At 48.9% G+C, this 23,374-nt stretch carries 21 protein-coding genes; 18 read left to right on the forward strand and 3 right to left on the reverse strand.

Translation table 11 applies throughout. The features are described from left to right. Nucleotides 1-179 precede the first annotated feature (179 nt). Genes ABNS49_RS12215 through ABNS49_RS12225 form a run of 3 tightly spaced genes read left to right on the forward strand, consistent with a single transcriptional unit; the run spans nucleotide 180 to nucleotide 2,230 of the window. Nucleotides 180-1,640, forward strand: coding sequence for a DUF1846 domain-containing protein (locus ABNS49_RS12215; RefSeq protein ID WP_135980610.1), 1,461 nt, complete (start codon nucleotides 180-182; stop codon nucleotides 1,638-1,640). A 6-nt stretch (nucleotides 1,641-1,646) separates the two neighbouring features. Beyond that, on the forward strand, nucleotides 1,647-1,931 hold the full coding sequence (locus ABNS49_RS12220) for a hypothetical protein (protein ID WP_135980611.1): 285 nt from the start codon (nucleotides 1,647-1,649) through the stop codon (nucleotides 1,929-1,931). 2 nt (nucleotides 1,932-1,933) lie between these two features. After that, nucleotides 1,934-2,230, forward strand: a complete 297-nt coding sequence (locus tag ABNS49_RS12225; protein WP_135980612.1) for a hypothetical protein — start codon at nucleotides 1,934-1,936, stop codon at nucleotides 2,228-2,230. A 24-nt stretch (nucleotides 2,231-2,254) separates the two neighbouring features. Here ABNS49_RS12225 and ABNS49_RS12230 read toward each other — a convergent pair whose 3' ends face one another. Both ABNS49_RS12230 and ABNS49_RS12235 read right to left on the reverse strand, forming a co-directional pair. Beyond that, nucleotides 2,255-3,769 carry an NAD(P)H-hydrate dehydratase gene (locus tag ABNS49_RS12230; protein ID WP_135980613.1) on the reverse strand — a complete coding sequence of 505 codons (1,515 nt, stop codon included), beginning with the start codon at nucleotides 3,767-3,769 and terminating at the stop codon, nucleotides 2,255-2,257. Beyond that, nucleotides 3,759-4,040, reverse strand: a complete 282-nt coding sequence (locus ABNS49_RS12235; protein WP_135980614.1) for a Dabb family protein — start codon at nucleotides 4,038-4,040, stop codon at nucleotides 3,759-3,761. The genes ABNS49_RS12230 and ABNS49_RS12235 overlap by 11 nt, the downstream gene beginning before the upstream one ends. Nucleotides 4,041-4,181: 141 nt before the next feature. On the opposite strand from ABNS49_RS12235, the gene ABNS49_RS12240 reads away from it, so the two are divergent. From ABNS49_RS12240 to ABNS49_RS12305, 14 genes are all read left to right on the forward strand, one after another. Further along, complete coding sequence (locus ABNS49_RS12240) at nucleotides 4,182-4,682, forward strand: signal peptidase I (protein WP_168353611.1); 501 nt, start codon at nucleotides 4,182-4,184, stop codon at nucleotides 4,680-4,682. A gap of 82 nt (nucleotides 4,683-4,764) precedes the next feature. Beyond that, nucleotides 4,765-6,381 (forward strand): oligosaccharide flippase family protein, encoded by a 1,617-nt coding sequence (locus ABNS49_RS12245; protein ID WP_135980616.1) that lies wholly within the window; start codon nucleotides 4,765-4,767, stop codon nucleotides 6,379-6,381. A 2-nt stretch (nucleotides 6,382-6,383) separates the two neighbouring features. Then, a complete protein-coding gene (mnmG, locus tag ABNS49_RS12250; protein ID WP_135980617.1) occupies nucleotides 6,384-8,231 on the forward strand; it encodes a tRNA uridine-5-carboxymethylaminomethyl(34) synthesis enzyme MnmG in 1,848 nt (615 codons plus the stop codon). Between the two features lie 63 nt (nucleotides 8,232-8,294). Beyond that, nucleotides 8,295-8,588 carry a septum formation initiator family protein gene (locus tag ABNS49_RS12255; RefSeq protein ID WP_135980618.1) on the forward strand — a complete coding sequence of 98 codons (294 nt, stop codon included), beginning with the start codon at nucleotides 8,295-8,297 and terminating at the stop codon, nucleotides 8,586-8,588. Next, nucleotides 8,585-9,097 (forward strand): hypothetical protein, encoded by a 513-nt coding sequence (locus ABNS49_RS12260; protein WP_135980619.1) that lies wholly within the window; start codon nucleotides 8,585-8,587, stop codon nucleotides 9,095-9,097. The genes ABNS49_RS12255 and ABNS49_RS12260 overlap by 4 nt, the downstream gene beginning before the upstream one ends. 95 nt (nucleotides 9,098-9,192) lie before the next feature. Further along, nucleotides 9,193-9,660: a winged helix-turn-helix domain-containing protein gene (locus ABNS49_RS12265; protein ID WP_168353612.1), complete on the forward strand. Its 468-nt coding sequence runs from the start codon at nucleotides 9,193-9,195 to the stop codon at nucleotides 9,658-9,660. Nucleotides 9,661-9,758: 98 nt separating this feature from the next. Then, complete coding sequence (locus ABNS49_RS12270; protein WP_348688222.1) at nucleotides 9,759-12,167, forward strand: glycogen/starch/alpha-glucan phosphorylase; 2,409 nt, start codon at nucleotides 9,759-9,761, stop codon at nucleotides 12,165-12,167. An 85-nt stretch (nucleotides 12,168-12,252) separates the two neighbouring features. Beyond that, the gene (dxr, locus tag ABNS49_RS12275) at nucleotides 12,253-13,386 is read left to right on the forward strand and encodes a 1-deoxy-D-xylulose-5-phosphate reductoisomerase (RefSeq protein ID WP_135980622.1); all 1,134 of its coding nucleotides are present in this window, start codon (nucleotides 12,253-12,255) and stop codon (nucleotides 13,384-13,386) included. A 56-nt stretch (nucleotides 13,387-13,442) separates the two neighbouring features. Next, nucleotides 13,443-14,831: a hypothetical protein gene (locus tag ABNS49_RS12280; RefSeq protein WP_135980623.1), complete on the forward strand. Its 1,389-nt coding sequence runs from the start codon at nucleotides 13,443-13,445 to the stop codon at nucleotides 14,829-14,831. Nucleotides 14,832-15,043: 212 nt separating this feature from the next. Continuing rightward, nucleotides 15,044-16,441, forward strand: coding sequence for a PHP domain-containing protein (locus ABNS49_RS12285; protein ID WP_277820827.1), 1,398 nt, complete (start codon nucleotides 15,044-15,046; stop codon nucleotides 16,439-16,441). A 14-nt stretch (nucleotides 16,442-16,455) separates the two neighbouring features. Further along, nucleotides 16,456-18,426: a methionine--tRNA ligase gene (gene metG / locus ABNS49_RS12290; RefSeq protein WP_135980625.1), complete on the forward strand. Its 1,971-nt coding sequence runs from the start codon at nucleotides 16,456-16,458 to the stop codon at nucleotides 18,424-18,426. Then, nucleotides 18,426-18,617, forward strand: coding sequence for a hypothetical protein (locus tag ABNS49_RS12295; protein ID WP_135980626.1), 192 nt, complete (start codon nucleotides 18,426-18,428; stop codon nucleotides 18,615-18,617). The genes metG and ABNS49_RS12295 overlap by 1 nt, the downstream gene beginning before the upstream one ends. Nucleotides 18,618-18,800: 183 nt before the next feature. Beyond that, nucleotides 18,801-19,895: a methionine adenosyltransferase gene (gene metK / locus ABNS49_RS12300; protein WP_135980627.1), complete on the forward strand. Its 1,095-nt coding sequence runs from the start codon at nucleotides 18,801-18,803 to the stop codon at nucleotides 19,893-19,895. Between the two features lie 208 nt (nucleotides 19,896-20,103). Beyond that, nucleotides 20,104-21,933 carry an oleate hydratase gene (locus ABNS49_RS12305; protein WP_135980628.1) on the forward strand — a complete coding sequence of 610 codons (1,830 nt, stop codon included), beginning with the start codon at nucleotides 20,104-20,106 and terminating at the stop codon, nucleotides 21,931-21,933. 63 nt (nucleotides 21,934-21,996) lie between these two features. Here the strand turns inward: ABNS49_RS12305 and ABNS49_RS12310 are convergent, their stop codons facing one another. Continuing rightward, nucleotides 21,997-22,509, reverse strand: a complete 513-nt coding sequence (locus ABNS49_RS12310) for an ECF transporter S component (protein ID WP_135980629.1) — start codon at nucleotides 22,507-22,509, stop codon at nucleotides 21,997-21,999. A 230-nt stretch (nucleotides 22,510-22,739) separates the two neighbouring features. Here ABNS49_RS12310 and ABNS49_RS12315 point away from each other — a divergent pair. Then, nucleotides 22,740-23,374: pyruvate formate lyase family protein (locus ABNS49_RS12315; protein ID WP_348688223.1), on the forward strand; the 635-nt coding region annotated here is incomplete at its 3' end.

Raw genomic sequence — 23,374 nt, forward strand, 5'->3', positions numbered from 1 at the left:
TTGCCAAGACCAAGGGGTTGTGGAAAGAGAAAGAAGGCGTGTTTCTGGTTTTGAGAGATCGAACGACCACCTTGCCACTGGCGAGGTTTTTTTGTTTTCGTCTTTTGGAATCTATAAAAAATATACTGGCTTCCTTCCAGAGAACAATGTTATAATCTGAAAAGCAAAGGGGTAATAATGTGAAAATTGGATTTAACAATGAAAAGTATTTAACCATGCAATCCCAGCATATTCGGGAACGAATCGAACAGTTTGACGATAAATTGTATTTGGAATTTGGCGGGAAGCTCTTTGATGATTACCATGCAAGCCGGGTTCTCCCGGGATTTGCGCCGGACAGTAAGCTTCAAATGCTTTTACAATTAAAAGATCAAGCTGAAATTGTGATTGCTATCAATGCCAACCATTTGCATGACAACAAAATGCGTTCGGATTTGCGAATCAGCTATGATGAGGAAGTGTTGCGGCTTATTGATGAATTTACTTGTATTGGCTTGTACGTGGGATCTGTTGTCATTACCCGTTATTCTGGTCAACGGGAAGCCAAACAGCTGGAAACAAAATTAAAACGCCGGAAAATACCTGTGTATCGCCACTATTCGATTGATGGCTATCCAACGAATACGAAGAAAATTATTTCAAAGGAAGGCTTTGGCAAAAACGACTACATCAAAACGAGCCGTCCGCTTGTTGTCGTGACGGCGCCAGGACCGGGCAGCGGGAAAATGGCGACTTGCCTTTCTCAGCTCTATCATGAAAACTGTCACGGGGTAAAAGCGGGGTACGCAAAATTTGAAACTTTTCCGATTTGGAATTTATCGCTCAACCATCCGGTGAACATCGCTTATGAAGCGGCGACAGCCGATTTGAACGATGTGAATATGATTGATCCGTTTCACTTGTCGGCTTACAACGAAATCACGGTGAATTATAATCGGGATATTGAGATTTTCCCCGTTCTTCAACATATGTTTGAAGAAATTTACGGAATGAGTCCGTATAAGTCACCCACAGATATGGGAGTAAATATGGCCGGACTCTGCATTTCAGACGATGAAGCGTGCCGTTACGCTTCAAATCAGGAAATTATTCGTCGCTATTTCGCGACGAAAACACGGTACGTCAATGACCAGTGTTCGGAAGAGGAACTAAAGAAACAAGAGCTTTTGATGCAGCAAGCCCGTATTACGCCAATGGATCGCCCTTGCGTAAAGGCGGCTTATGAAAAAGAGAAAAGTTCAAAGACGTTTTCCGGGGCCATCGAGCTGGAAGACGGTGCGATTGTCACCGGGAAAACCAGTGATTTTATGGGACCTTGCGCGGCGATTGTGATGAATGCCATTAAATATTTGGCCAATATTCCCGATGAGGAAATCCTGATTGACGTCGAGTCCTTCAGCCCGATTCAAACGTTGAAAACAGCTTATCTTGGAAGCGTCAATCCGCGACTGCATACCAATGAAATGCTCATTGCCCTTTCGCTTAGTGCGCGAACAAATCCCAATGCCCGAAAAGCGCTGGAACAGCTGTCGGCTTTAAAAAACACCCAGGCTCACATCACTTCGCGGGTATCCAATGTGGATTTATCGCTATTTACAAGCCTCGGCATTCAGATCACATACGAGGCACAGAAAGGATAGACGATTATGGCAAAACCACTACCATTATCCGGTGTCGGCGTTGTACGAATCATTCTCAAAAACAAGGATGCTTTTCAGTGCAATTTACGCTCCAAAGAAACGCAAGGAGAGCGAACAAGCTATTTATTCGACGTTTTTTATGAAAACGCAGCCGGAACGTTGAATATCGCGGTGGAAAAAGACGAAATTGTGCTTGCCGCGCTGAATCTTTCACTTGGCAAAGTCACGAATTTGAACAACGACGCTAATTTGAAAAAACTTTGCAAGTATGTACTTGAGAAAGCGGCGTAGGAATGAAAGCGATTCTTTACGTTGTAGTCAAAGGCTCTCTTCAAGATGTTCGTGCGATTCAGGAAATTCTTAAAAAGCGAATATCCGATATCTCGTTTTCGCCCGATCGCGAGCAGCCAAGTTTGAACGACTGTATCGAGTTTTACGCGTCTTTTCAAATCGAAAAAGACCAGTTGCCTGCCCTTGAGTGTTTTTTAAACAACGATTGGACAGGTGATTCTGGCGATTTGGAGAGCTACGGGTTCAATACGAAGATGTTTGATTCCCGGGTATATTATTTACGTCTGCAATACGATTAAAAAGCGATCAAATTTCGATCGCTTTTATTTTATGAATTGTTCGAAAACAAAATCTAAATTTTGAATGAGGTCCAGCGCCGTAAAACTAACCGGATTTGCTGCTTGCTTCGCCGCCATGGAATGCACGAGAACACCGAATTGCGCAGCCAGGAAAGGATCTTTGATCCATCCGGAAAGGCCGGTCACAATTCCGGCGAGGACGTCACCCGAGCCTCCTTTGGAAAGCGCGCTGTTTGGCGAAAACAAAACAGAAAGCTGATTTCGATAACCGATGATTGTCGCGCACGACTTCAAAACTAAGACACAATTCGGATGCGCGGCGCAAAACGAAGTCACCGCTTTGTAAGGACGTGTTTTGATTTCCTGCATCGAAAGACCGGTCAAGTCGCTCATTTCCTTGATATGCGGCGTCAAAATGACGGGAGCTTCCCGATCGAGCCAGAATGGATGCTGTCCCGCTGAAGCGATCGCGTCCGCGTCAATCACGACGGTGGCGTCGGAACTAAGAGCAGTCTGAAGCAACGCGTCTGTGGAAGGGCTTTTCCCCATTCCGTTGCCAATGCACAAAACATCAAATCGGGAAAGAATCGGCTGAAGCTGTTGGTATGCGGTCAGAGAAAAGCCATCTTTCGACGCTTCGGCGCCAATCGTCATGATCAGGCTCGAGCGGGTTTGCAAAATCGTCTGAATCGAGTCCGGAACGAATACGCTAAGCAAGCCAATTCCACTATGAAAGCAAGCCGAAGAAGCCATGGAAACGGCGCCAGGCATTTGCGGACTGCCGCCAATCATCAGAGCCCGGCCAAAAGCCCCTTTGTGCTGAAATGGGCTCCGCTTTGGGATTTTTTGGCAAAGGGATGACTTTGAGAGCCACTTGGCTTCTTTCTCATGCAAAACACTTGGAATTCCTATCGGCACACGGTGGAGCATCCCGCAATAAGGGGCGCCCTCCGGGCTGATTTCTCCCCATTTGACGCAATCGAGCGCAAAGGTATGCGCCGCTTTCACCGCAATACCTTGTGCAATCCCCGTATTCCCGTCAAGACCACTTGGAATATCGATAGAAAAAACCGGGCGGCCCGAGGCGTTGATGGCAGCGATCGTTTCGTACCATTGTCCGTGAATTGCCCGGGAAAGCCCCGAGCCGAAAATCGCGTCGACAATGTAGTCGCACGAATGAAGCAACGGTTCCAACGAACAAGCGGATAAGGGGCAAGCCTCGATCGCCAGTTTTTGCACAATATGGAGCTGGACCTTCTCATCCGAAGACATTTGATTTGAATCGGGCAGGACGATTTTTACAAAAAAACCGCGTTCCGAAAGCAGGCGGGCAATCGCCAAGCCATCGGCTCCATTGTTTCCCGGCCCGCAGACAATCAAACCTGTATCGTTTGGATGGATGTGGCTTTGCATGCGTTCGACACAGCCAAGGGCGGCGCGCTCCATCAAAACGAGGGAGGGAATCCCATAGTCGCAAATGGCTTTTTGATCTGCCAATCTGGCTTGTTCGGACGTGCAAATCGGGATGCTATTCCACATCAATCGTTACCGAGTGATCCATATAGGGCGCGAATTCTTTTTTGACAGTCACATGAAACGGATCGTTGGCGTAGCGTTCCAAATCCTGACGCTGGAGTTCGACTTCCAGGAGAACGTCATAGCTTCGCTCAGAATCTAGAAAATCCTCTCCGACAAAAAAAGAATCGGCATACGGAATGGTCTTTGTCGTCATTTTTTTTAAGATCGCGGCGACGGCTTGTTGATTTTCAAGGGTACGATCTTTGAGTTTAATTAAAACAATGTGTTTCATAGTTTCTCTCTCCTTTTTATTTATTGTATTTTCAACGAGATAAAGAATCAAGAAATAGAACGATGATAAGGAAAGAAAAGCGCTAGTTGTCAATCCAGGACAATGATGGTATCGTAATTTTCGTAAAGGGGATAGATGAAGATGAGAAAATCGGAAGAAAAACAAAAAAGGCTCGGATGGATTCGCGGGTTAGGAAACGGTTTGCTGGCGATCGTCATTTTATGCGGACTGGCGATGGTCGTTCCCGGTTTGTTTCGCATAGAAATGTTTAATGTCGTCAGTGGCAGCATGGCGCCGCAAATACCGGTTGGCAGCTTGATTGGCGTACGTTATGAAGCGCCGGAAACTTTGCAGCCCGGGGATGTGATCGCGTTTTTGCATCGCGATTCGGTCGTCACGCACCGTGTGGTCGCAAATGAAAAACAAAACCACGAGCTGATCACAAAGGGGGATGCCAACGCGCAGGAAGACATGGAGCCCGTGGCGTATACGGATCTCATTGGCAAAGTTCGTTTCCATGTTCCTGTGCTTGGCGCTTTGTTTGGCTGGTTTAGTCAAATGGAGGGAAAAATCTTTCTGATCGCGTTAGGGACGATAGGCGCGTTGCTGAGCATGGTTCCTTTTGGCAACAATCGAAATTAAAATGTCTGGTCTGCCGGACATTTTTTGTTTCTCATGTGGGAGAAAAAAGAGTATGGTATAATGGGAAGCTGAAGGAGTATCTATGCAAAAAGAAAATGTAAAAAAATCAATTATATATAGTGGATTGATTGGAACCGGCGGTTATTTTTTCGCGAAGCTTATCAGCCTTTTTTATGTCAGTCCGCTCAATTCCATTTTGGATTCAGCGCAATATACAAACTTTTATGGAACGGCGTACACTTTCTATTCCTATTTTTTAAATATATTTAGCGCTGGTTTCCCATTTGCGGTTGCCACGCTCGTTGCCAAATACACGACGCGTGGGGACGCGAAGACCATTCTGCTCATCAAACGGATCTCGATTTCCTTTTTATCTTTGACGGGATTTATCGGAATGGTCACTATGATGCTCATTTCCTATCCGCTCGCCCATGTCATTAGCGATGGAAACGACGTGAAAACGATGCAGACCGTTCTTTGTATTTTGAGCATCGCTTTATTTCTCGTGCCGGTTTTGTCCGCTTTCCGTGGTTTTGTGCAAGGACGGAAAGAAATCGAAGAATACGCGTTTTCACAAACGTTTGAGCAAATTTTCCGTGTTGGATTTTTGTTGAGTGTTTCCTGCCTTTGCGTGTATGTGCTAGGCATGGAACGGAAATGGGCTTTGTATGCCTCTGTTTCCAGTACGGTCGTGGCGGCGATTGCCGGATTGGCGCAAATTATCGCGTTCGATAAAAAAAAGATGCCGGCCATCCAGCAGCAGGCGAAAATGCAAAAAACCAAAGCGGTACCGGCAAAAAAACTATTTCGGGAATTCATTTTGCTCGCGATCCCGTACTTTGTTGTGGCGGTTCTTGGCTATAGTGACTCGCTCTACAATTCTTTGCTGCTTCCAATCGGATTGCAGTTAAAAGGATACGGGGAACAATACGATTTGATTTTAGCCGGGTTTAACTTTTCCGGTACGAAAATTATCGCGATTCCAATGATTTTGGCGCCGGGTTTTACAGCCGCGCTCATTCCGCACATCACAGTGGCGTTAGAAAACCGAAATATGAAGCTTGTGCGAAGCAATGTGCTGGATTGCCTGAATATCATTTTGTACATTGGTTTTATGCTTTCTTTTTGTATTTTCGTGTATGCGGGACCGATTAACTACGTCATGTTTTCCAGCGCGGATCTTGAACTGTCCACGTCGATTTTAAAGTGGCTGGCGGTTGAAGCGTTTACCGGAACGATTTTACCGGTGATTACCAATTTGATGATGGCGCTTGGTTTGCAGCGGCACGTTTTGAAACGGCTCCTCTACTATACGATTATCAAAGGCGTGCTCATGGTGCCGCTGATGTGGCTTGTCGGATATCCTGGCGCGATCCTTTCCTCGTTGATTGGCGCGACGTATTTGATTTATTCGAATTTGAAAGAGGCGAGCCGTGTATACCAAATCAAGTTTAAAGGATTGATTCACAAGTTTATTCTTGAGATTCTCGCTTGTTTTTTGTTGTGGGGAACCGCGTCGGTTTTGAATTGGATCGGACTGGACGGAACCGAAGGATCCCGCTGGCTTTGTTTTGTGAAACTGGCAATCAACGGATTGATTGCCGTCGGCGTGTATGGCGCGTTTACGGCGCTGATGCAAATTCCGCAAACGGTATTCCACTTGGATTTGAATGCGCATTTTGTTAGAAAGAAGGCTTAAACATGTACGATGTGATTGTTGTCGGAGGAGGCCACGCGGGCATTGAGGCAGCCATGGCGGCTGCCCGGATGAAAAAAAAGACCGCGCTCGTTACGATGGATCTCGATATGGTCGGATCCATGCCCTGCAATCCGAGTGTTGGCGGACCGGCGAAAGGAATCGTTGTTCGTGAAATCGACGCGTTAGGCGGAATCATGCCTGTTGCCGCGGATCGAACCGCCCTCCAGTTTAAGATGCTGAATACGACAAAAGGGCCGGGTGTTTGGTCGCTACGCGTGCAAAGCGATAAAATCGCATACAAGCGATTCATGAAAGAAGCGCTTCTCCAGCAGGAAAACTTGGATATCCTCGAAAAAGGAGCGGCCCGCGTCTGGATCGAGGAAGGAAAAGCGAAAGGAATCGAGTGTGTCGACGGGACGGTTATTCCATCGAAAACAGTGGTGCTGACTTCGGGAACTTATATGACTTCCAGTGTTTTGCGCGGTCATACCGCGACGAAGAGCGGACCGGAAGAGCAGCCGACAATCGACTCGTTATCGGAGAGTCTGCGCGAAGCCGGGATCCGAACCTTCCGGTTAAAGACAGGAACCCCATGCCGGGTAAAAAAAGAAACGATTGATTTTTCCAAAGGAGAAGAGCAGCCGGGAACGGACGCCTTTTTGCGGTTTTCTGAAACGACGCGGCCGGAAGATGTTTTGCCTTTCTCTGAACAGGAGATATGCCATTTGATTTACACCGCGCCGGAAACGCACGAAATCATTTTAAATCATTTGGAAGACTCGGCGATGTATTCGGGACTTGTCAAAGGCGTGGGACCCCGGTATTGCCCGAGCATTGAAGACAAGCTTGTTCGCTTTGCCGACAAACCGCGCCATCAGCTTTTTCTCGAACCCGAGTCAAAAGAGCTGGATACGATTTACATTCAAGGCTTTTCGACTTCCATGCCTTGCGAAGTCCAGGAAAAGATGGTGCATTCTTTGCCGGGTCTGGAACATTGCGTCATTGAAAAATACGCGTACGCGATCGAATACGACGCGATTGATCCACTGCAAATGAAGCCTTCGCTCGAAAGCAAAGTCGTGGAAAACTTGTTTACCGCCGGGCAAGTGAACGGAACGAGCGGCTATGAGGAGGCGGCCGGACAAGGATTGATCGCGGGAGCGAACGCGGCGTTGAAGGTGGCGGGACAGGAGCCTTTGGTTTTGCGGCGTGACGAAGCGTATATCGGAGTCATGATTGACGATTTAAGTACAAAAGGCACCAATGAGCCGTATCGGCTTTTAACGTCGAGAGCCGAATACCGGTTGCTGCTTCGGCATGATAACGCCGATCAGCGACTGCTGGCAAAGGCGCATGCGGTTGGCTTGGTTTCGGATGCCCGCTATGAGAAGTTTCAGGAAAAAATGGCAAAGATCGACGCGGCGAAAAAAGCATTGGCCGAAACGCATATCAAGCCGGATGCGGCGATCAATGCACGGCTGGCCGGGCTGGGCTACGATCCGCTTCGGCATGGATGCTCCGCTCTGGAACTATTAAAACGGCCGAAAATCACGCTTTCGCTGCTGGAGGCGATCACGGCAGACCATTATGATGAGGAAGTGGCAACCGCGGTGGAAATCGACACGAAATACGCGGGCTATATTGAAAAAGCCCGTCGGGACGCGGCGCACATGCAGGCCATGGAAGCCAAAAAGCTTCCGCAGGATCTCGAGTATTCAAAAATGGACAACTTGTCTTTGGAGGCGCGGCAAAAGCTGGACGCGATTCGCCCGCTGACTTTGGGACAGGCTTCGCGGATTTCCGGAATCAATCCAAGCGACATCGCCATTTTGGCAATGTATATCAAATGATGGTATACTATAAAAAACAGATGAGGGAGTGGAGTGATGAAACAGGTAAAAAAGAGAAAAAAAATGTCGAGATTCAAGCGATATTTCATTTCATGCGCTTTGTTGGCTGTTTCGTTCAGTCTTATTTACTTTGGAAGCCAGGAGATTCAGACGACGTTCGCATTGAAAAGCGAAATTCGAAACAACTTGAAAGAATCCGCCAAGCTGGATGATGAAAAAAAGGAACTGGAAACGACAAAAAAGAACCTTTCCAATCCCGATTACGTAGAGTACATCGCCAGAGGAAAATACTTAGTGAGCCGGGAAGGAGAGCAAGTTTTTAAATTTCCAAGCATCGACTTGCAGGAAGAAGAATGAGTTTCGATTATTCCATGTACGAGTGGCGGAAATACAAACAGTATTACACCGAGAAGGAAGATGGATCCATCGAGTTTGCGGCCGGCACGCCATCCCACGTGCGGGAGAGTTACGCGCGCTATGTCCACCAGCAGCAGTCCATGAAGGATTTTGCCACCCGTCGCGATCTCGACCGGAAAAAAGGCACTTTTGATTTTGGGATCGGGCGAAAGAAAAAGGAAAAAGGGAACCCTTCCAGCCTCGTTTCCTTTCAGGAGGCGGTCAATCAAAACGAGTCGCTTGAAAAAAACTGGTTTGATTTGAATGTGATTCATGTTGACGAACGCGGAAACGCCCATGTTGGCATGGAGCACTTCGACGGTTTTTTGATTCGCTACGAGGAAGCAATCGTGCAAGGCAGAAAAGCCGCGCTCATCGGGCTAAAAAACGAGGACCGGTTCGTTTCGATCGTAACCTTAAATCCGGCGGGGAAAATTATCCAGATCCAGGATTTTGTATCAAAAGCGTGATTGTGCGCTTTTTTTGTTTTTATTTTTAATCCAATGGCTTGCATATAAATATATCCATGCGTATCATTGAAATCATAAACAAGGAGAAAAACAAAATGGAAGAACAAGAGAAAAAGATTCCTAAATATTTAGTGATTCCATGGAATACTTCTTTATGTCGTAATGTCACACAGCAATACCCAAACGGAAATATCGAGAAGTGGCAAATCAACGACCAGCGGATCTTCGTCTTTTTTTTGGAAATCGAAGAACCCATCGTTTTATTTCGGAGCGCGGATCTGCTGATCAATTTGAATACCCGACAAGTGTGGCGCGAAGGAGTGGAGCTATCCATCAAGCGCGAAGGGTTTTCCTTGCTAAGACGGCTGGTTCTGGATTATCGCTTAACAAAATCCCGCGAGGAATTGATGATGATTACCAAACGCGGTGCGATGGATAACGCGCTGTCGCATTGCGTGAGCCGGCTCAGAAAAGCGTTAGGGACGTATAGGGGACAGCCCTATATTGACACGGTGACGGGCGTAGGATACCGCTGGCACTTTCCCGTTGTCAAAATTGAATAAATATTTCTTCTTTTCCTTCTTTTTTTTCGATGAATCTTGGGGAAAATGTTTGATTTATGGGATTCTCTTGGTATAATTTAACGACAGGAGGGAATTTTATGTCGAATTTTAGTTCGAAAGAAAAGTTTGTCGAAAGCTTTAAACTGGCAGTATCTGAGCAATATGGTCGGGATTTCGAAGACACGTATCCAGTGGAGCGGTATGTCGTATTGGGGGAGATGATTCGCGACTACGCCGGCATTCATTGGAAAGAGACGAAGAATGCGATCAAGAAATCGCATACCAAACAGCTCTATTATTTTTCTATGGAGTTTTTGATGGGACGGTTGCTGACGAGCAACTTAATGAATCTCGGACTTTATGATGTGGTAAAGGACGGATTGGAAGAATGCGGATTGAGTATTAACGAACTGGAGGAAATGGAAAGCGATGCCGGACTGGGAAACGGTGGACTGGGACGTCTTGCCGCCTGCTTCCTGGATTCGCTGGCTTCTTTGGATCTGGCGGGGAATGGAAACTGTATTCGTTACCGCTACGGTTTGTTTAAGCAGAAAATCGAAAACTTCCGTCAAGTCGAGTTGCCGGATTGCTGGCTGAAAAACGGAAACGTTTGGGAGATCTGGAAACCGCAACACGCCGTGCAAGTCAAGTTTGGCGGCAAGATCGACGCGTACATGGATTATAATGGGAAATTCCACATGGAGTACGCGCCGGATTTTGTCGTGCGGGCCGTTCCGTATGACGAGCCGATCGTGGGATATCATACAAAGACCACGAACACTTTGCGCTTATGGGATGCCGAAGTCGACGAAGACTCGGTACAGTCCGGAAATTTAAGCAAGTATTTGAATGACGTACTGGCGCTGACGACCAACGTCTATCCGGACGATTCCACAACGGATGGAAAAAAACTGCGATTAAAACAAGAGTACTTTTTTGTGTGCGCGGGCATCAACCAAATCATTGAATCGCATTTGCGCGTGTACCCAAGCCTGGACAACTTACCGGAAAAAGTGGCAATTCAGCTGAACGACACGCATCCGGTTCTTGTGATTCCGGAACTGATGCGTGTACTGATGGACGACTACAACTACGACTGGGATCCAGCGTGGGATATCGTACGCCGGACCGTGGCGTATACCAATCACACCGTCATGGCGGAAGCGTTGGAGAAATGGCCGCAAGATATGATGCGGGAGCTTTTGCCGCGCGTATATATAATCATCGAGGAAATCGACCGCCGGTTCCGCTATGAGATCGAGCATCAGGGAAAAGGCTATTTGGCTTCGCAAGTCGGCATTTTAAAAGACAATCAGGTCCATATGGCTCACTTGGCGATCGTGGGCAGCCACAGCGTCAACGGGGTGGCCAAGATCCATACGCAGATTTTGATTGACGATGTCATGAGCGCGTTCGCCGGGTTGTATCCGGGACGTTTCAATAATAAAACCAACGGGGTCACGCATCGCCGGTGGCTGCTGTACTCCAACCCGCAGCTGGCGCGGTTGATCGAGGACACGATCGGGGACGGCTTTATCAAGGATCCGGAACAGCTGACCAGACTTATGGTGCATGTGGACGATCCTCGTCTTCAGGAGCGCTTTATGCAAGTGAAACGGGAGCGCAAGGAAATACTGGCTAAATACGTCAAAGATACGCTGAATATCGACATTGATATTGACTCGATTTTCGACTGCCAGGCGAAGCGTTTGCATGCCTACAAGCGTCAGCTGCTCAACATTTTCCACATCATGCATTTGTACTTGCGGATGAAAAAAGATCCGAATTTCCGAATTTATCCGAGAACGTTCTTCTTCTCGGCCAAGGCGGCGCCAAGCTACGCGTTGGCAAAGGAAATTATTAAGCTGATCAACATGGTCGCGGACAAAGTCAACAACGACCCGGAAATTTCCCGGTTCATGAAAGTGGTGTTCATTCCGAATTATTCGGTTTCCGTGGCCGAGATCTTGTTGAACGCCGCCGATGTCAGCGAGCAAATCTCGACCGCCGGCAAAGAGGCGAGCGGAACCGGAAACATGAAATATATGATGAACGGGGCGCTGACTCTAGGTACGCTGGATGGCGCAAATGTGGAAATCGTAGAGCAAGTCGGTTACGACAACGCGGAAATCTTTGGCCTCCACGTGGAAGATATCAACGAATTGCGGAAGGAAAACTCCTACAATGTTTGGAATCTCTACAACAACAACGCCAATATCCGCGAGGTAATCGAGAGCCTCAAAAACAACACATGGTCGAACGATCCAAACGAGTTCCAGCAAATTTACAACGATTTGATGCTTCGCAACGACGAGTTCTTCGTTTTGGCGGACTTCGAAGCGTATATTTACGCGCAGTCCCTTGTGCAGCAGATGTATGAGGATCGCTCGCGCTGGGCGCGGATGATGCTGGTCAATATCGCGAAATCCGGTTATTTCTCCAGCGATCGGACGATTCGGGAATACGCCAATGAAATCTGGGGATTGACTCCAATTCCATTCGACTAAAACAATCCTTTGAGAGGAACGACAAGTTCCTCTTTTTTTGCGTCGAATTGACGTATAATAAAATCAAAAAACAAAGGAGATCACTATGAAAAAAATATTATTGCTGGGGGCGACGGGGTCCATCGGGCAGCAGACCATCGACGTCATCGAGCAGCACCCCGATTTATTTGAACTCGTAGGTGTCAGCGCCGGAACGAGCGAAGCAGCGCTTCACGATATCGTCGCCCGCCATCCGGGCATTCAAGTGGTTGGAATGGCGGTCGCGCCCGAAACGGCGTTCGAAGGAAAAAAAACATTTGTCGGAGAGGACAATATGACAGAGTGCATTCAGAACTGCGATTACGACTTGCTGGTGAACGCGACCGTTGGATTTCGAGGGTTGAAGCCGACGCTCGCCTCGCTCAACAAAGGCGTCGACGTGGCGCTGGCCAACAAGGAAAGTCTAGTCGCGGGCGGCGCGCTCGTACGCAAGACACTGGAGGAAACCAAGACCAGGTTGTATCCAATCGACTCGGAGCATAGCGCAATCTTTCAATGCCTGCAAGGCAATACGACGCGGGAGGTGTCCCGTCTGATTATTACGGCTTCCGGCGGCAGCTTCCGGGATCTCGACCGCAGCCAGCTGCGCGATGTAAGCGTCGAGCAGGCGCTGGCCCATCCAAATTGGAATATGGGAAAACGGATCACGATTGACAGCGCAACGATGGTCAACAAAGGCTTTGAGGTCATCGAAGCCCATTATTTGTTTGACTTGCCTTTTTCGCAAATCGACGTCGTTCTCCACGCGGAAAGCATTGTGCACTCGATGGTTGAATTTGCGGATCACGCCGTGATGGCACAGCTTGGAAGCGCGGATATGCGTTTGCCAATCCAGTACGCGCTGGCTTATCCGCAACGACTCGATCTCCAAGAGGAAAAGCCGCTGGATATGACGAAAACGAGGGATCTTCACTTTCGGCAAATGGACGAGGCGCGCTTTCCGATGCTGCGCGTCGCCTACGAGGCGGGCGAAAAGGAAGGCAACGCCGGAGCGATTTTCAATGGTGCCGACGAACAAGCCGTGGAAATGTTTTTGCGCGGGAAAATCGGATTTCTTGACATTGAAACGAGCATCCAAAAAGCGCTGGAGCACGTCGAATACATACAGGATCCGGATTATGAGCAGCTGGCGCAAAGCGACTACAAAGCGCGGGAATTTGTGAAAAACTATTGGAGCTAGCAATCTGATTTAAATCTTGATACAATGAAGTGTGTGCGCAGAAAGGATGTGAGCGTATGAACAAACGATTGTGGATCACCATGGCCGGCACGATGCTTGGAATGGGCACCGTCACCGCCGGGATGCCGATAACGGCTCAGGAAACTTTGACAACAGTCGTCGTGCAAGATCCGACCGTCATCACAACGGCCGATCAGTTTATCGACACTTATTGTTCGATCCAGATCCAGCAACTTGATCCGGTGACGAAAGCCGTCATCATGGATCCTGCCACCGCAAAACCGAAAACGACCCCGCAGCTCATCACAGGGGTAGATGAAACCAATTATACGATCGTGCTGGAGGGCGCGGGAAAACTACCTGCGTTTTCCGCCGCTTTTCAGCAAGATGTCAAAACGAAGTTTGGCGAACGGATCGCGCAGGCGAAAGCCAATCCGGGTCTGGGCGTCATTACGCTGACAACCTATGACGACCTGGTGGCTGCCGCCAATCAGGTCAAGGCGAAAATCGACGAGGAAAACGCGAAAAAGGAACAAGAGGCAGCCGCGACGGTGAACCCGCAGCCTACGCCGGAACCGACGCCGATTCCGGAACAACCGGCTGAAAATCCGACGCCGGAACAGCCAGTCGATCCGACTCCGGTCCAGCCTGCTCCACAGGCTCCGGCTGAGCAACCGCAGACACCAGCGGAAGAACAGCCTGGTCCACTTGAGCAACCGGCGCCTGCGCCGACCCCGGAGCAGCCGGCTGAAAATCCGGATTTGCCATCTGTCGAGAAAACTGAGCCAGACGAGGAGACACTCGAGACGCCGGAAGATCCGGTTGAGCAGCCAACCGCTTTCCAGCCGATGACGCTCGCTTTCGTGAGCGAGAACGCCGAACCGGCTTTTGGTGCCGAGCCAAAAACTTCCTTGCTGGCGCAAGCCGCTTTCGAACCGGAAGTGCAGCCGCAGCAAGAGCTCGTTTTACCGACAGCCGCAGCGCCGGTTTTGCCGGTCGAAGCCGCGCCGCAGGTAGCGCAGCCGGCCGAAACGACCGTGGCGAAAAACGAAGCGGTATCGAAAACAGAAGAGCCGACGCCCAAGTCGTCGAGCGCTGCGGATGAATTTATCGCCACGTATGCCAGCGAGAGCGGAATGATGTATCGAAGCGCGACTGGCGCCAATTACACCAAAATCATTTCCGGTTTGTCTTCCTGGAATAAATTGAGCCGTTCGGATAAAGAGGCGGTCAATACCAAGCTACAAAACGCAGGCGGAAAGTCGTATCAGAAGCTGCTGCAGGAAGCGCAGTCGATCCAGTTTGCGACGCCGGCTGTCACACCGGGGCGTCTTGTTCCGCGAATCAACACCGCGACGACGACCCATGCCGGTCTTTACGGTTTGCTTTGTGGTCTGGCGAGCGCTGTGCTTGGCTATTTGTTCACAAAACGAAAAGAATTCTAAAGAGAGTCGTATGACTCTTTTTTTCGTTCGTTATTTTTTATATAATAAAAGATAGCAGAAAGGTTTGTGAAGAAATGAACTCAATCAAACAATATATTGGGCTAATGCTGAAAAGAGCCCAGCTATACCGTAACGGCGGATATAAAAACGCAAAACCTCTCACGCGAACTGTTGAAGATTATCAAGCGCATTTTTTCGCTTTTTTGATCGATGTGAATATTTGTCTTCTTCCTGTCTATATTTGGGTTATTGAGTTTTTGCTCATTTTATGCGGGTTGATCCCGCCCCATTTTTTTGATTTGCTGTTTTACTTAATGTACGCGTTGCTGTTTGTCACGTGTGTGATCCTTCTTTCGGTCGTTACGGCCCGCTTTCAAGGGCAGACGATTGGATATTCCCTGATGGGATTGCGCCTGGTGGGCCGGAACAAGCGGGAAGCTTCGCCTTTGACGCTCATCATGCGGCAGGTTTTCGGCTTTGGCGTGCCGACAATGGTGCTTGGCTTTTTCTTTAAGACGACCGGTATGGTTGGATGGTGGGCGCTCAACGGATTGTGCGCGCTGGCCATGCCAAACCAGCAGACGATCTTCGATCTCGTTTTCAAGCTGATTTTAGTCCGCGATCCGGAAACGAACATCGAGATTCGGGAGAAAGCGGAAGCCGAGCCGGCGAAGGAGAGAAAACCCGCAGTCAAAAAACAAAAAGAGGAGCTGGACGTTTCGCCGATCGACTTGCACATTCGCTCCAATTACAGCGACGACGGCTACTACGACGTGGAGGAGATTTTCAAGCAGGCGAAAAAACTGGGACTGGAAACGATTTCGATTACCGACCATAACTGCGCCCGCGTCAACGCGGCCGCTCCGCGATTCGCGAAACTGTACGACATCCAGTACATTCCAGGCGTGGAATTTGATTGTCAGTACAATGGCGAGCGGCTTCGTATTTTGGGCTACTACATTGACTGGAATCAGGAAATCTTCAACGTTTTGGAGCAGGAATCGTTGCGTCGCGAAAAGGAAATGTCGATTGAACGGGTGAAGAAGTTCGAACAGTATTCGGGCATCGTCATCGACCTCGATTCCCTGATGTCCAATTCCCGGTTCCAGACGATTACCGCGCAGCAAATCACGGAGATGGTTTTCCGGAATCGGCAAACGCGGAAACTACCGTTTGTGACAAAATATTTGGATCGCTGCGCCAACGAGAAAGAGGCGATGGCCCGTTTTAAAAACGACGTGTTCGGTAAAAGCGGTTCATGCTTCGTGGAAGGAAAATATCCTTCCGCTGAAGAAATCATCGACGCGATCCACGACGCCAACGGCATCGCGATCTTGTCCAGCTGGCATTTGGACTACATCGACGACCACACGATCGAGGAGCTGATCGGATTGGGTCTGGATGGAATCGAGTGCTTCTCGCCGGCGATTCAAAAACAGACGATGACCGCGTTGCTGCGGCTTGTTCAAAAAAATAAACTATTCGTTTCCGCCGGAAGCGATTTCCACGGCCCGAACCGGCCTGGACGCGATCTGGGCGTAACGAACTGCCCGGATAAAGGTCTTGCGCTCGTTCGCATCTTTACCAAAGCGGCGGACATGACAAAGTAGAGAGGAGTTCCTTTATGAGTACAAAAGAACCTTATTATTTAACTACGGCCATTGCTTACACATCTGGCCGTCCCCACATTGGAAATACGTATGAAATCATTCTTTCGGATGCGATCGCGCGATTCAAACGGGCCCAGGGATACGACGTGTTTTTTCAAACCGGTACCGACGAGCACGGAATCAAGATCGAGGAAAAAGCGAAAGAAGCGGGAATCACGCCGCAGCAGTTTGTCGACGACGTGGCGGGAACGATTCGCGCCAACTGGGATTTGATGAACACAAGCTATGATTATTTCATCCGGACCAGCGACGAAGACCATGTCAAAGCGGTCCAGAAGATTTTCAAGCGGTTTTACGAGCAAGGCGACATTTATAAAGACGAATACGAAGGCTGGTACTGCACCCCTTGCGAATCGTTTTGGACTGAAAGCCAGCTTGTGGACGGGAAGTGTCCGGATTGCGGCAGACCCGTTCAAAAAGCCAAAGAGGAGGCGTATTTCTTCAATATGCAGAAATACGCGGACCGGCTCATTCAATACATTGAGGAGCATCCGGATTTCATTCAGCCGGAATCGCGCAAAAACGAAATGCTGAACAACTTTTTGCGTCCGGGACTTCAAGATCTTTGCGTATCCAGAACGTCCTTTACATGGGGCGTGCCGGTCGACTTCGATCCGAAACACGTGATTTACGTTTGGGTCGACGCGTTGAGCAACTATATCACAAGTCTTGGATACGACGCGCAAGCCGAGGAACAGTCGGACCAGTTCAAAAAATACTGGCCGGCGACGCACATTATCGGAAAGGATATTTTGCGCTTCCACACGATTTACTGGCCAATCTTTTTGATGGCGCTGGATTTGCCGCTGCCAAAGAAAGTCTTCGGTCATCCTTGGCTGTTGTTTGGCGATGGCAAAATGTCAAAATCGAAAGGCAATGTCATGTACGCCGAAGAGCTCGTTCGCTATTTTGGCGTCGACGCGGTACGCTATTACTGCCTGCATGAGATGCCGTTTGCCAACGACGGAACGATTACGTGGGAATTGCTTATTGAGCGGATCAATTCGGATTTGGCCAATATTTTAGGCAATCTGGTTTCCCGCACGATTTCCATGGTGAACAAGTATTTTGACGGGGAAATTACCAACCCGAAAGTTTACGATCCGGTGGATGAGGGGCTTATTTCGACCGCTCTGGAAACGAAGGAAAAAGTCGAAGAAAAGATGGAAGACCTGCAAGTGGGCGCCGCTTTGGATGAAATATTCAAACTGCTTCGCCGGACCAATAAGTATATTGATGAAACGTCGCCTTGGGTCTTGGCGAAAAACGAAGAGGATCGCGCGCGGCTGGCGACGGTATTGTACAATTTGCTGGAGTCGATTCGAATCGCGGCGGTGTTGCTGGAAAGCTTCCTGCCGGAAACGAGCGAAAAGATTTTGGACATGCTCAATACCGGGCAGCGGTCGCTGGAATCGACTGAGTCGTTTGGCCATTTGGAAACCGGCGGCCATGTCGTGAAGAAAGCGCCAGTCTTATTCGCCCGTATTGATGAAAAGGAATTTTTCGAACAGCTTGAAAAAGATCAGGCCAAAGAAAAGAAAGCGAAAGAAAAAGCCGAGAAAAAAGACGCCAAAGTCGAACCGGTCGCCAATGAAAAGAAGCCTGAAATCACGATTGACGACTTCGCGAAGGTCGAGCTGAAAGTCGGCACGATTATCGAATGCAAGCCGCACCCGAAGGCGGACCGTTTGCTCGTGGAGCAAATCGACTTGGGCGACGAAGTGCGGCAAGTGGTGAGCGGAATCGCCGAACACTACAAGCCGGAAGAGCTTGTGGGAAAACAAGTGATCGTCGTCACCAATTTGAAGCCTGTCAAGCTGAGGGGAGTCGAATCGCAAGGCATGCTGCTTTGCGCGGCCAACGACAAGGATCTTAGCTTTGTCAGTGTGGCCAAAGACATGCCAAATGGCACGACTGTTCGCTAATGAGCGATGAAATGAAAGTCCTGTTCCGCCAGCTGCAGCTGGCGGGGCTTGGAATCGTGATCGGCGCGGTTGGCTTGCTGGCGGATCGAATGCCGATTTTCTATATCGGGATTGGCGTTCTTTTGCTGGGAATCGCCCGTTTTGTGATGCTGAAAAAATATATCCGCGATTTGAACGAGAAAAAGGATTGAAAATCCGGGCGGATTTTGTTTAAATAAAGGCACAATTTGATCAATTATCAAGAGATGAGGTAGAGAGTTAGCTCGGCGACCTCACACCAACCTGATGCAAATTAAGGTGGTCCTGCTAACACCGATAAGAAGTACCGTTCTTTGACGCATGCTTCCGGGCATGCGTTTTTTACAGGAGGAAACATGAAAAACTATATTTTTACAAGTGAAAGTGTAACGGAAGGCCATCCAGACAAGATTTGCGATCAAATCGCGGATGCCATTCTTGACGAAGCCCTCGCCCAGGATCCCGATTCCAACATGGCGGTGGAGGCGACAATCAAAGATGATTTCGTGCTCGTGTATGGCGAGGCCAACACAAAAGCGAAAATTGATTATGAAAAAATCGCGCTGGATACAATCAAAAAAATCGGGTACGACGAGGATTACTACGTGACCGTCGTTGTGAACGAGCAGTCTCCGGAAATTCACAACGCCGTCAACAAGGAGGAAATTTGCGCGGGCGACCAAGGTATCATGTTTGGCTACGCTTGCGACGAGACACCAGAATTCATGCCGATGCCAATTTACTACGCGCATCAGCTGGCGATGCAGCTGGCCAAGGTTCGTCGAAACAATCCGCTTTTGAAACCGGACGGAAAGACCCAGGTCTCGGTGGAATACGTGGACGACGAGCCAAAGCGAATCGACACGATCGTGGTTTCGACGCAGCACGACGCGTCGCTAAGTCAGGAAGAAATCAAAAAGCTTGTGATGGAAGAGGTCATCGCGCCCGTCGTCGACGCGAAATGGCTGGATGAAAACACCAAATATTTTATCAATCCTTCGGGAAGCTTCGTGGTAGGCGGAAGCTTTGGCGATTCCGGAACGACGGGACGAAAAATCGTTTGCGACACGTATGGCGGACGCGGACGGATTGGCGGTGGCTGCTTCTCGTCAAAAGATCCAACCAAGGTGGATCGTTCGGCAGCGTACTATTGCCGGTACGTCGCGAAAAGTATTGTCGCTTCCGGCTTGGCGAAACGGGCGGAAGTGCAAGTGTCGTACGCGATTGGAAAAAACGAGCCAATCAGTATTTGCGTCGACACGTTTGGAACCGGTAAACTAAGCGATGAAAAGCTGCTGGAGGTCGTGGAGAAAAACTTTAATTTCAACGTCGACAACATTTTAAAGGAGCTGGACTTGCGCAAGCCGATTTACAAAAAGACAAGCTGCTATGGACATTTCGGGGATCCGCAATTTACCTGGGAGCAAACCAAGGCGCTGAAGACCGAATAACAACGGAAATCGAGAGAACCTTTTTCGCTTTTTTGGCGGGAAATCAATAAAAAAAGATTTTAAATCGGGAAACAAAAAACAAAATTTTGGTTTTATCCCGATTTTTTTTTGTTTTAGTCAGGCAATTTAAAAGCAATTTGCACGTTGAAAATTTATAATAAAGATATTGAAAGCCAAAGGGGATTTGCGTCTCAAGGAGGATTTATTCATGTATTATTCAAGTGGAAATTATGAAGCGTTTGCCCATCCGCTCAAACCGGAAGGCATTGAAAACAAGTCGGCGTACATCATTGGATCCGGACTGGCCGCGCTTTCGGCTGCCTGCTTCCTTGTGCGGGACGCCCAAATGGACGGAAAGAGAATCCACATTCTTGAAAAAGACGCGCTGCCTGGCGGGGCCTGCGACGGATACCAGTATCCGGGTCTGGGCTATACGATGCGTGGCGGCCGCGAAATGGACAATCACTTTGAAGTCATGTGGGATTTGTTCCGCGACATCCCATCCATCGAAGACCCGAACATGTCCGTTTTGGATTACTATTATTATTTAAACAAGCGCGATCCAAACTACTCGTTGTGCCGGGCGACAGTCAATCGTGGACAAGACGCGCACACGGACAAGAAATTTGGATTGTCCGACAAAGCCCAAATGCAAATCATGAAGCTGTTTTTCACCCCGGAAGAAGAATTGGAAAACAAGAAAATCACCGAGTTTTTTGACGACGAAGTGCTGGACTCCAATTTCTGGATGTACTGGCGGACGATGTTCGCTTTTGAAAACTGGCACAGTGCGCTGGAAATGAAACGCTACATTCAACGCTATATCCATCATATCGACGGTCTGCCGGATTTCTCCGCGCTCCGGTTCACAAAATACAACCAGTACGAGTCGATGATCCTGCCAATGATCAACTATTTGAAAGCGCACGATGTCGATTTCCAGTACAATGTAAAAGTCGATGACGTCATGTTTGAAATCGAGCCGGATCACAAAGTCGTGACTGGTTTGCTTGTGACAGAAGCGGACGGGCAACAAAAACAAATCGACTTGACAGAAAACGATTTGGTGTTCATCACCAACGGAAGCTGCGTGGAAAACTCTTCGTTTGGCTCGCAAAACGAACCAGCCAAATTCAACACCGAGTTAAAACAAGGCGGCGTATGGGATATGTGGAAAAACATCGCCGCGCAAGACAAGTCGTTTGGCCATCCGCATAAGTTCTGCTCGACGCCGGAACTCACCAACTGGGAGTCCGCGACCGTGACGACGCTGGACGACAAGATTCCGCCATATATTGAAAAAATCACGAAGCGCGATCCGTTCTCGGGTCGTGTCGTCACAGGCGGAATCGTGACCGTGATGGATTCAAACTGGCTGTTGTCCTGGACCTTCAACCGGCAGCCTCAATTTAGAGATCAGCCAAAAGACCAGCTTGTCGGCTGGATTTACGGTTTGTTTACGGACAAGCCAGGAAACTATGTAAAAAAAGCGATGCGCGACTGCACCGGAAAAGAAATTTGCATGGAGTGGCTGTACCACCTGGGCGTGCCGGAAGATCAAATTGAAGAGCTGGCAGAAAAGAGCGCCAACACCGTGCCTTGCATGATGCCGTACATTACCGCGTTCTTCATGCCAAGACAAAAAGACGATCGTCCAAATGTCGTGCCGGAAGGAGCGAAAAACTTCGCGTTCATCGGTCAATTCGCCGAAACGCCGCGCGATACGATTTTCACAACCGAATACTCGATGCGCACCGGCATGGAAGCCGTGTACACCCTTTGCGATGTCGACCGCGGCGTACCGGAAGTATGGGGAAGCGCGTTCGACGTGCGTGACTTGCTTTACGCGACAACGAAGCTGCGCGACGGCAAGCCAGTCACCGACATGAAGCTGAATCCAATCGAAAAAGCCGCGTTGCAGGCGGGTATCAAAAAGCTCAAAGGCACCGACATGTACGACTTGCTCGTGCAGTTTGGCAACATTCCGGATGAGGAATTGAAAGAAGAGCTTCCAGACGCCAAAGCGCAAATTATGTAAGCATAAAACCAATCAAAAAGTCTTGTCGTTCGGGCAAGACTTTTTTGAACCGCATTTTTGCGCTTATTCCGCTTTCAAGTGCCGCGTTCTTCCCAAAGCTTTTTGGATGATTGGATAAGCCGCCCAGGCGATGACGATGCCCACCACGCTTTGCAGGATGTTTTCCGGCACGCCCGACAACGCGATGAGCGCGCTGCCCTTCAAAAACCATTTCGCGAAGAAGTAGCCGACCACCATGACGATGGCGCCCAGGCCATAGTAGCCCAGCTTGTATTTCGGACCAAACCGGTGGAACAGCTCGGAAATCAAAAACGCCTCGACGCCTTTGATCAGCAACGTCCAAATAAAATAATACGCGTAGCCGCCCGCAACATCCGCCAGAGCGGAACCCAGGCCGCCAACCAAAAACGCGCAAAACGGATTCAGCATCCCCGCAAACAACATCAAAAAGCCATCCCCTAAATTAAAATAGCCGTCGAGCGGGTTGGGGATCTTAATAAACATCGTCGCCACGAACACGAGCGCCATGCCCAGCGCCGTCAAAACGATTTCATTCGTCGTGTGTTTTGTTTTCATAGCTATACCTCATTTCTGATGTGCCCATCGTATCAGAAATCTGCTGATGAAAAAATATACAATTCTTCAAAATAAATCGTAGACAGAGTGGACAAAACCGCAACAAAAAAGAGGGACAGAACTTGATGTGAACTATTTTGAATAAAAATGAATAAAAAAGAATAAAATTGGATTGAACATTCCAAAATAGATGCTATAGTAAAGGCAGAAAGAATAAGAGGAAGAATGCGATGGCAAAAATCAATATCGACGGCGTGCAAAACGTGGAAATCTCCAAAAAGATCCCTTGCGAAAAGCCGGTTATGGAACAACTCGAAATCATGGAAAGATATACAGACGCCTACAAGGCGAATCAGCACGAGGACAAGGCGAAACGGGAAATCGAATGTCTAAAAACAATTTATCCGACTTTGTTTCGTACCATCGAAGACGACGACTTGATCGCGGGACGACTCGATTTTCTCCCCATTGGATTCGGGGCCGTCACCAGCGTTGGCGGCGTGGGCCACTATTGCGTGTTTCACAAGCTGCGCGCCTTTAAAGAACAACTGCCCGAAAGCGAATGGCACCGTGTGGACGCGCTGTATGATTTCTGGCAGGACCACGACGTCAAGACGTTGTATTGTCAGGACGTTCTCAACGACACGACGACCGGCCGCTTTATCGACTGCAAATATCCATTCATGGCGACCGCCCGCCTTTCGGGCATGATGCTCGACTATCAAAAACTTATGCGGCAAGGCATCGACGGCCTCCAACAGGAAATCGAAAGCCGGCCATCCAACCCGTTCATGGACGCGTGCGCGCAGGCGCTCGATTTGTTCAAAGACGTCCTTCGCCGTCAAATCGAACTCGTCCACGAAGC

Origin of the sequence: uncultured Dubosiella sp., assembly GCF_964018005.1 — a bacterium.
GTDB classification, from domain to species: domain Bacteria; phylum Bacillota_I; class Bacilli_A; order Erysipelotrichales; family Erysipelotrichaceae; genus Dubosiella; species Dubosiella muris.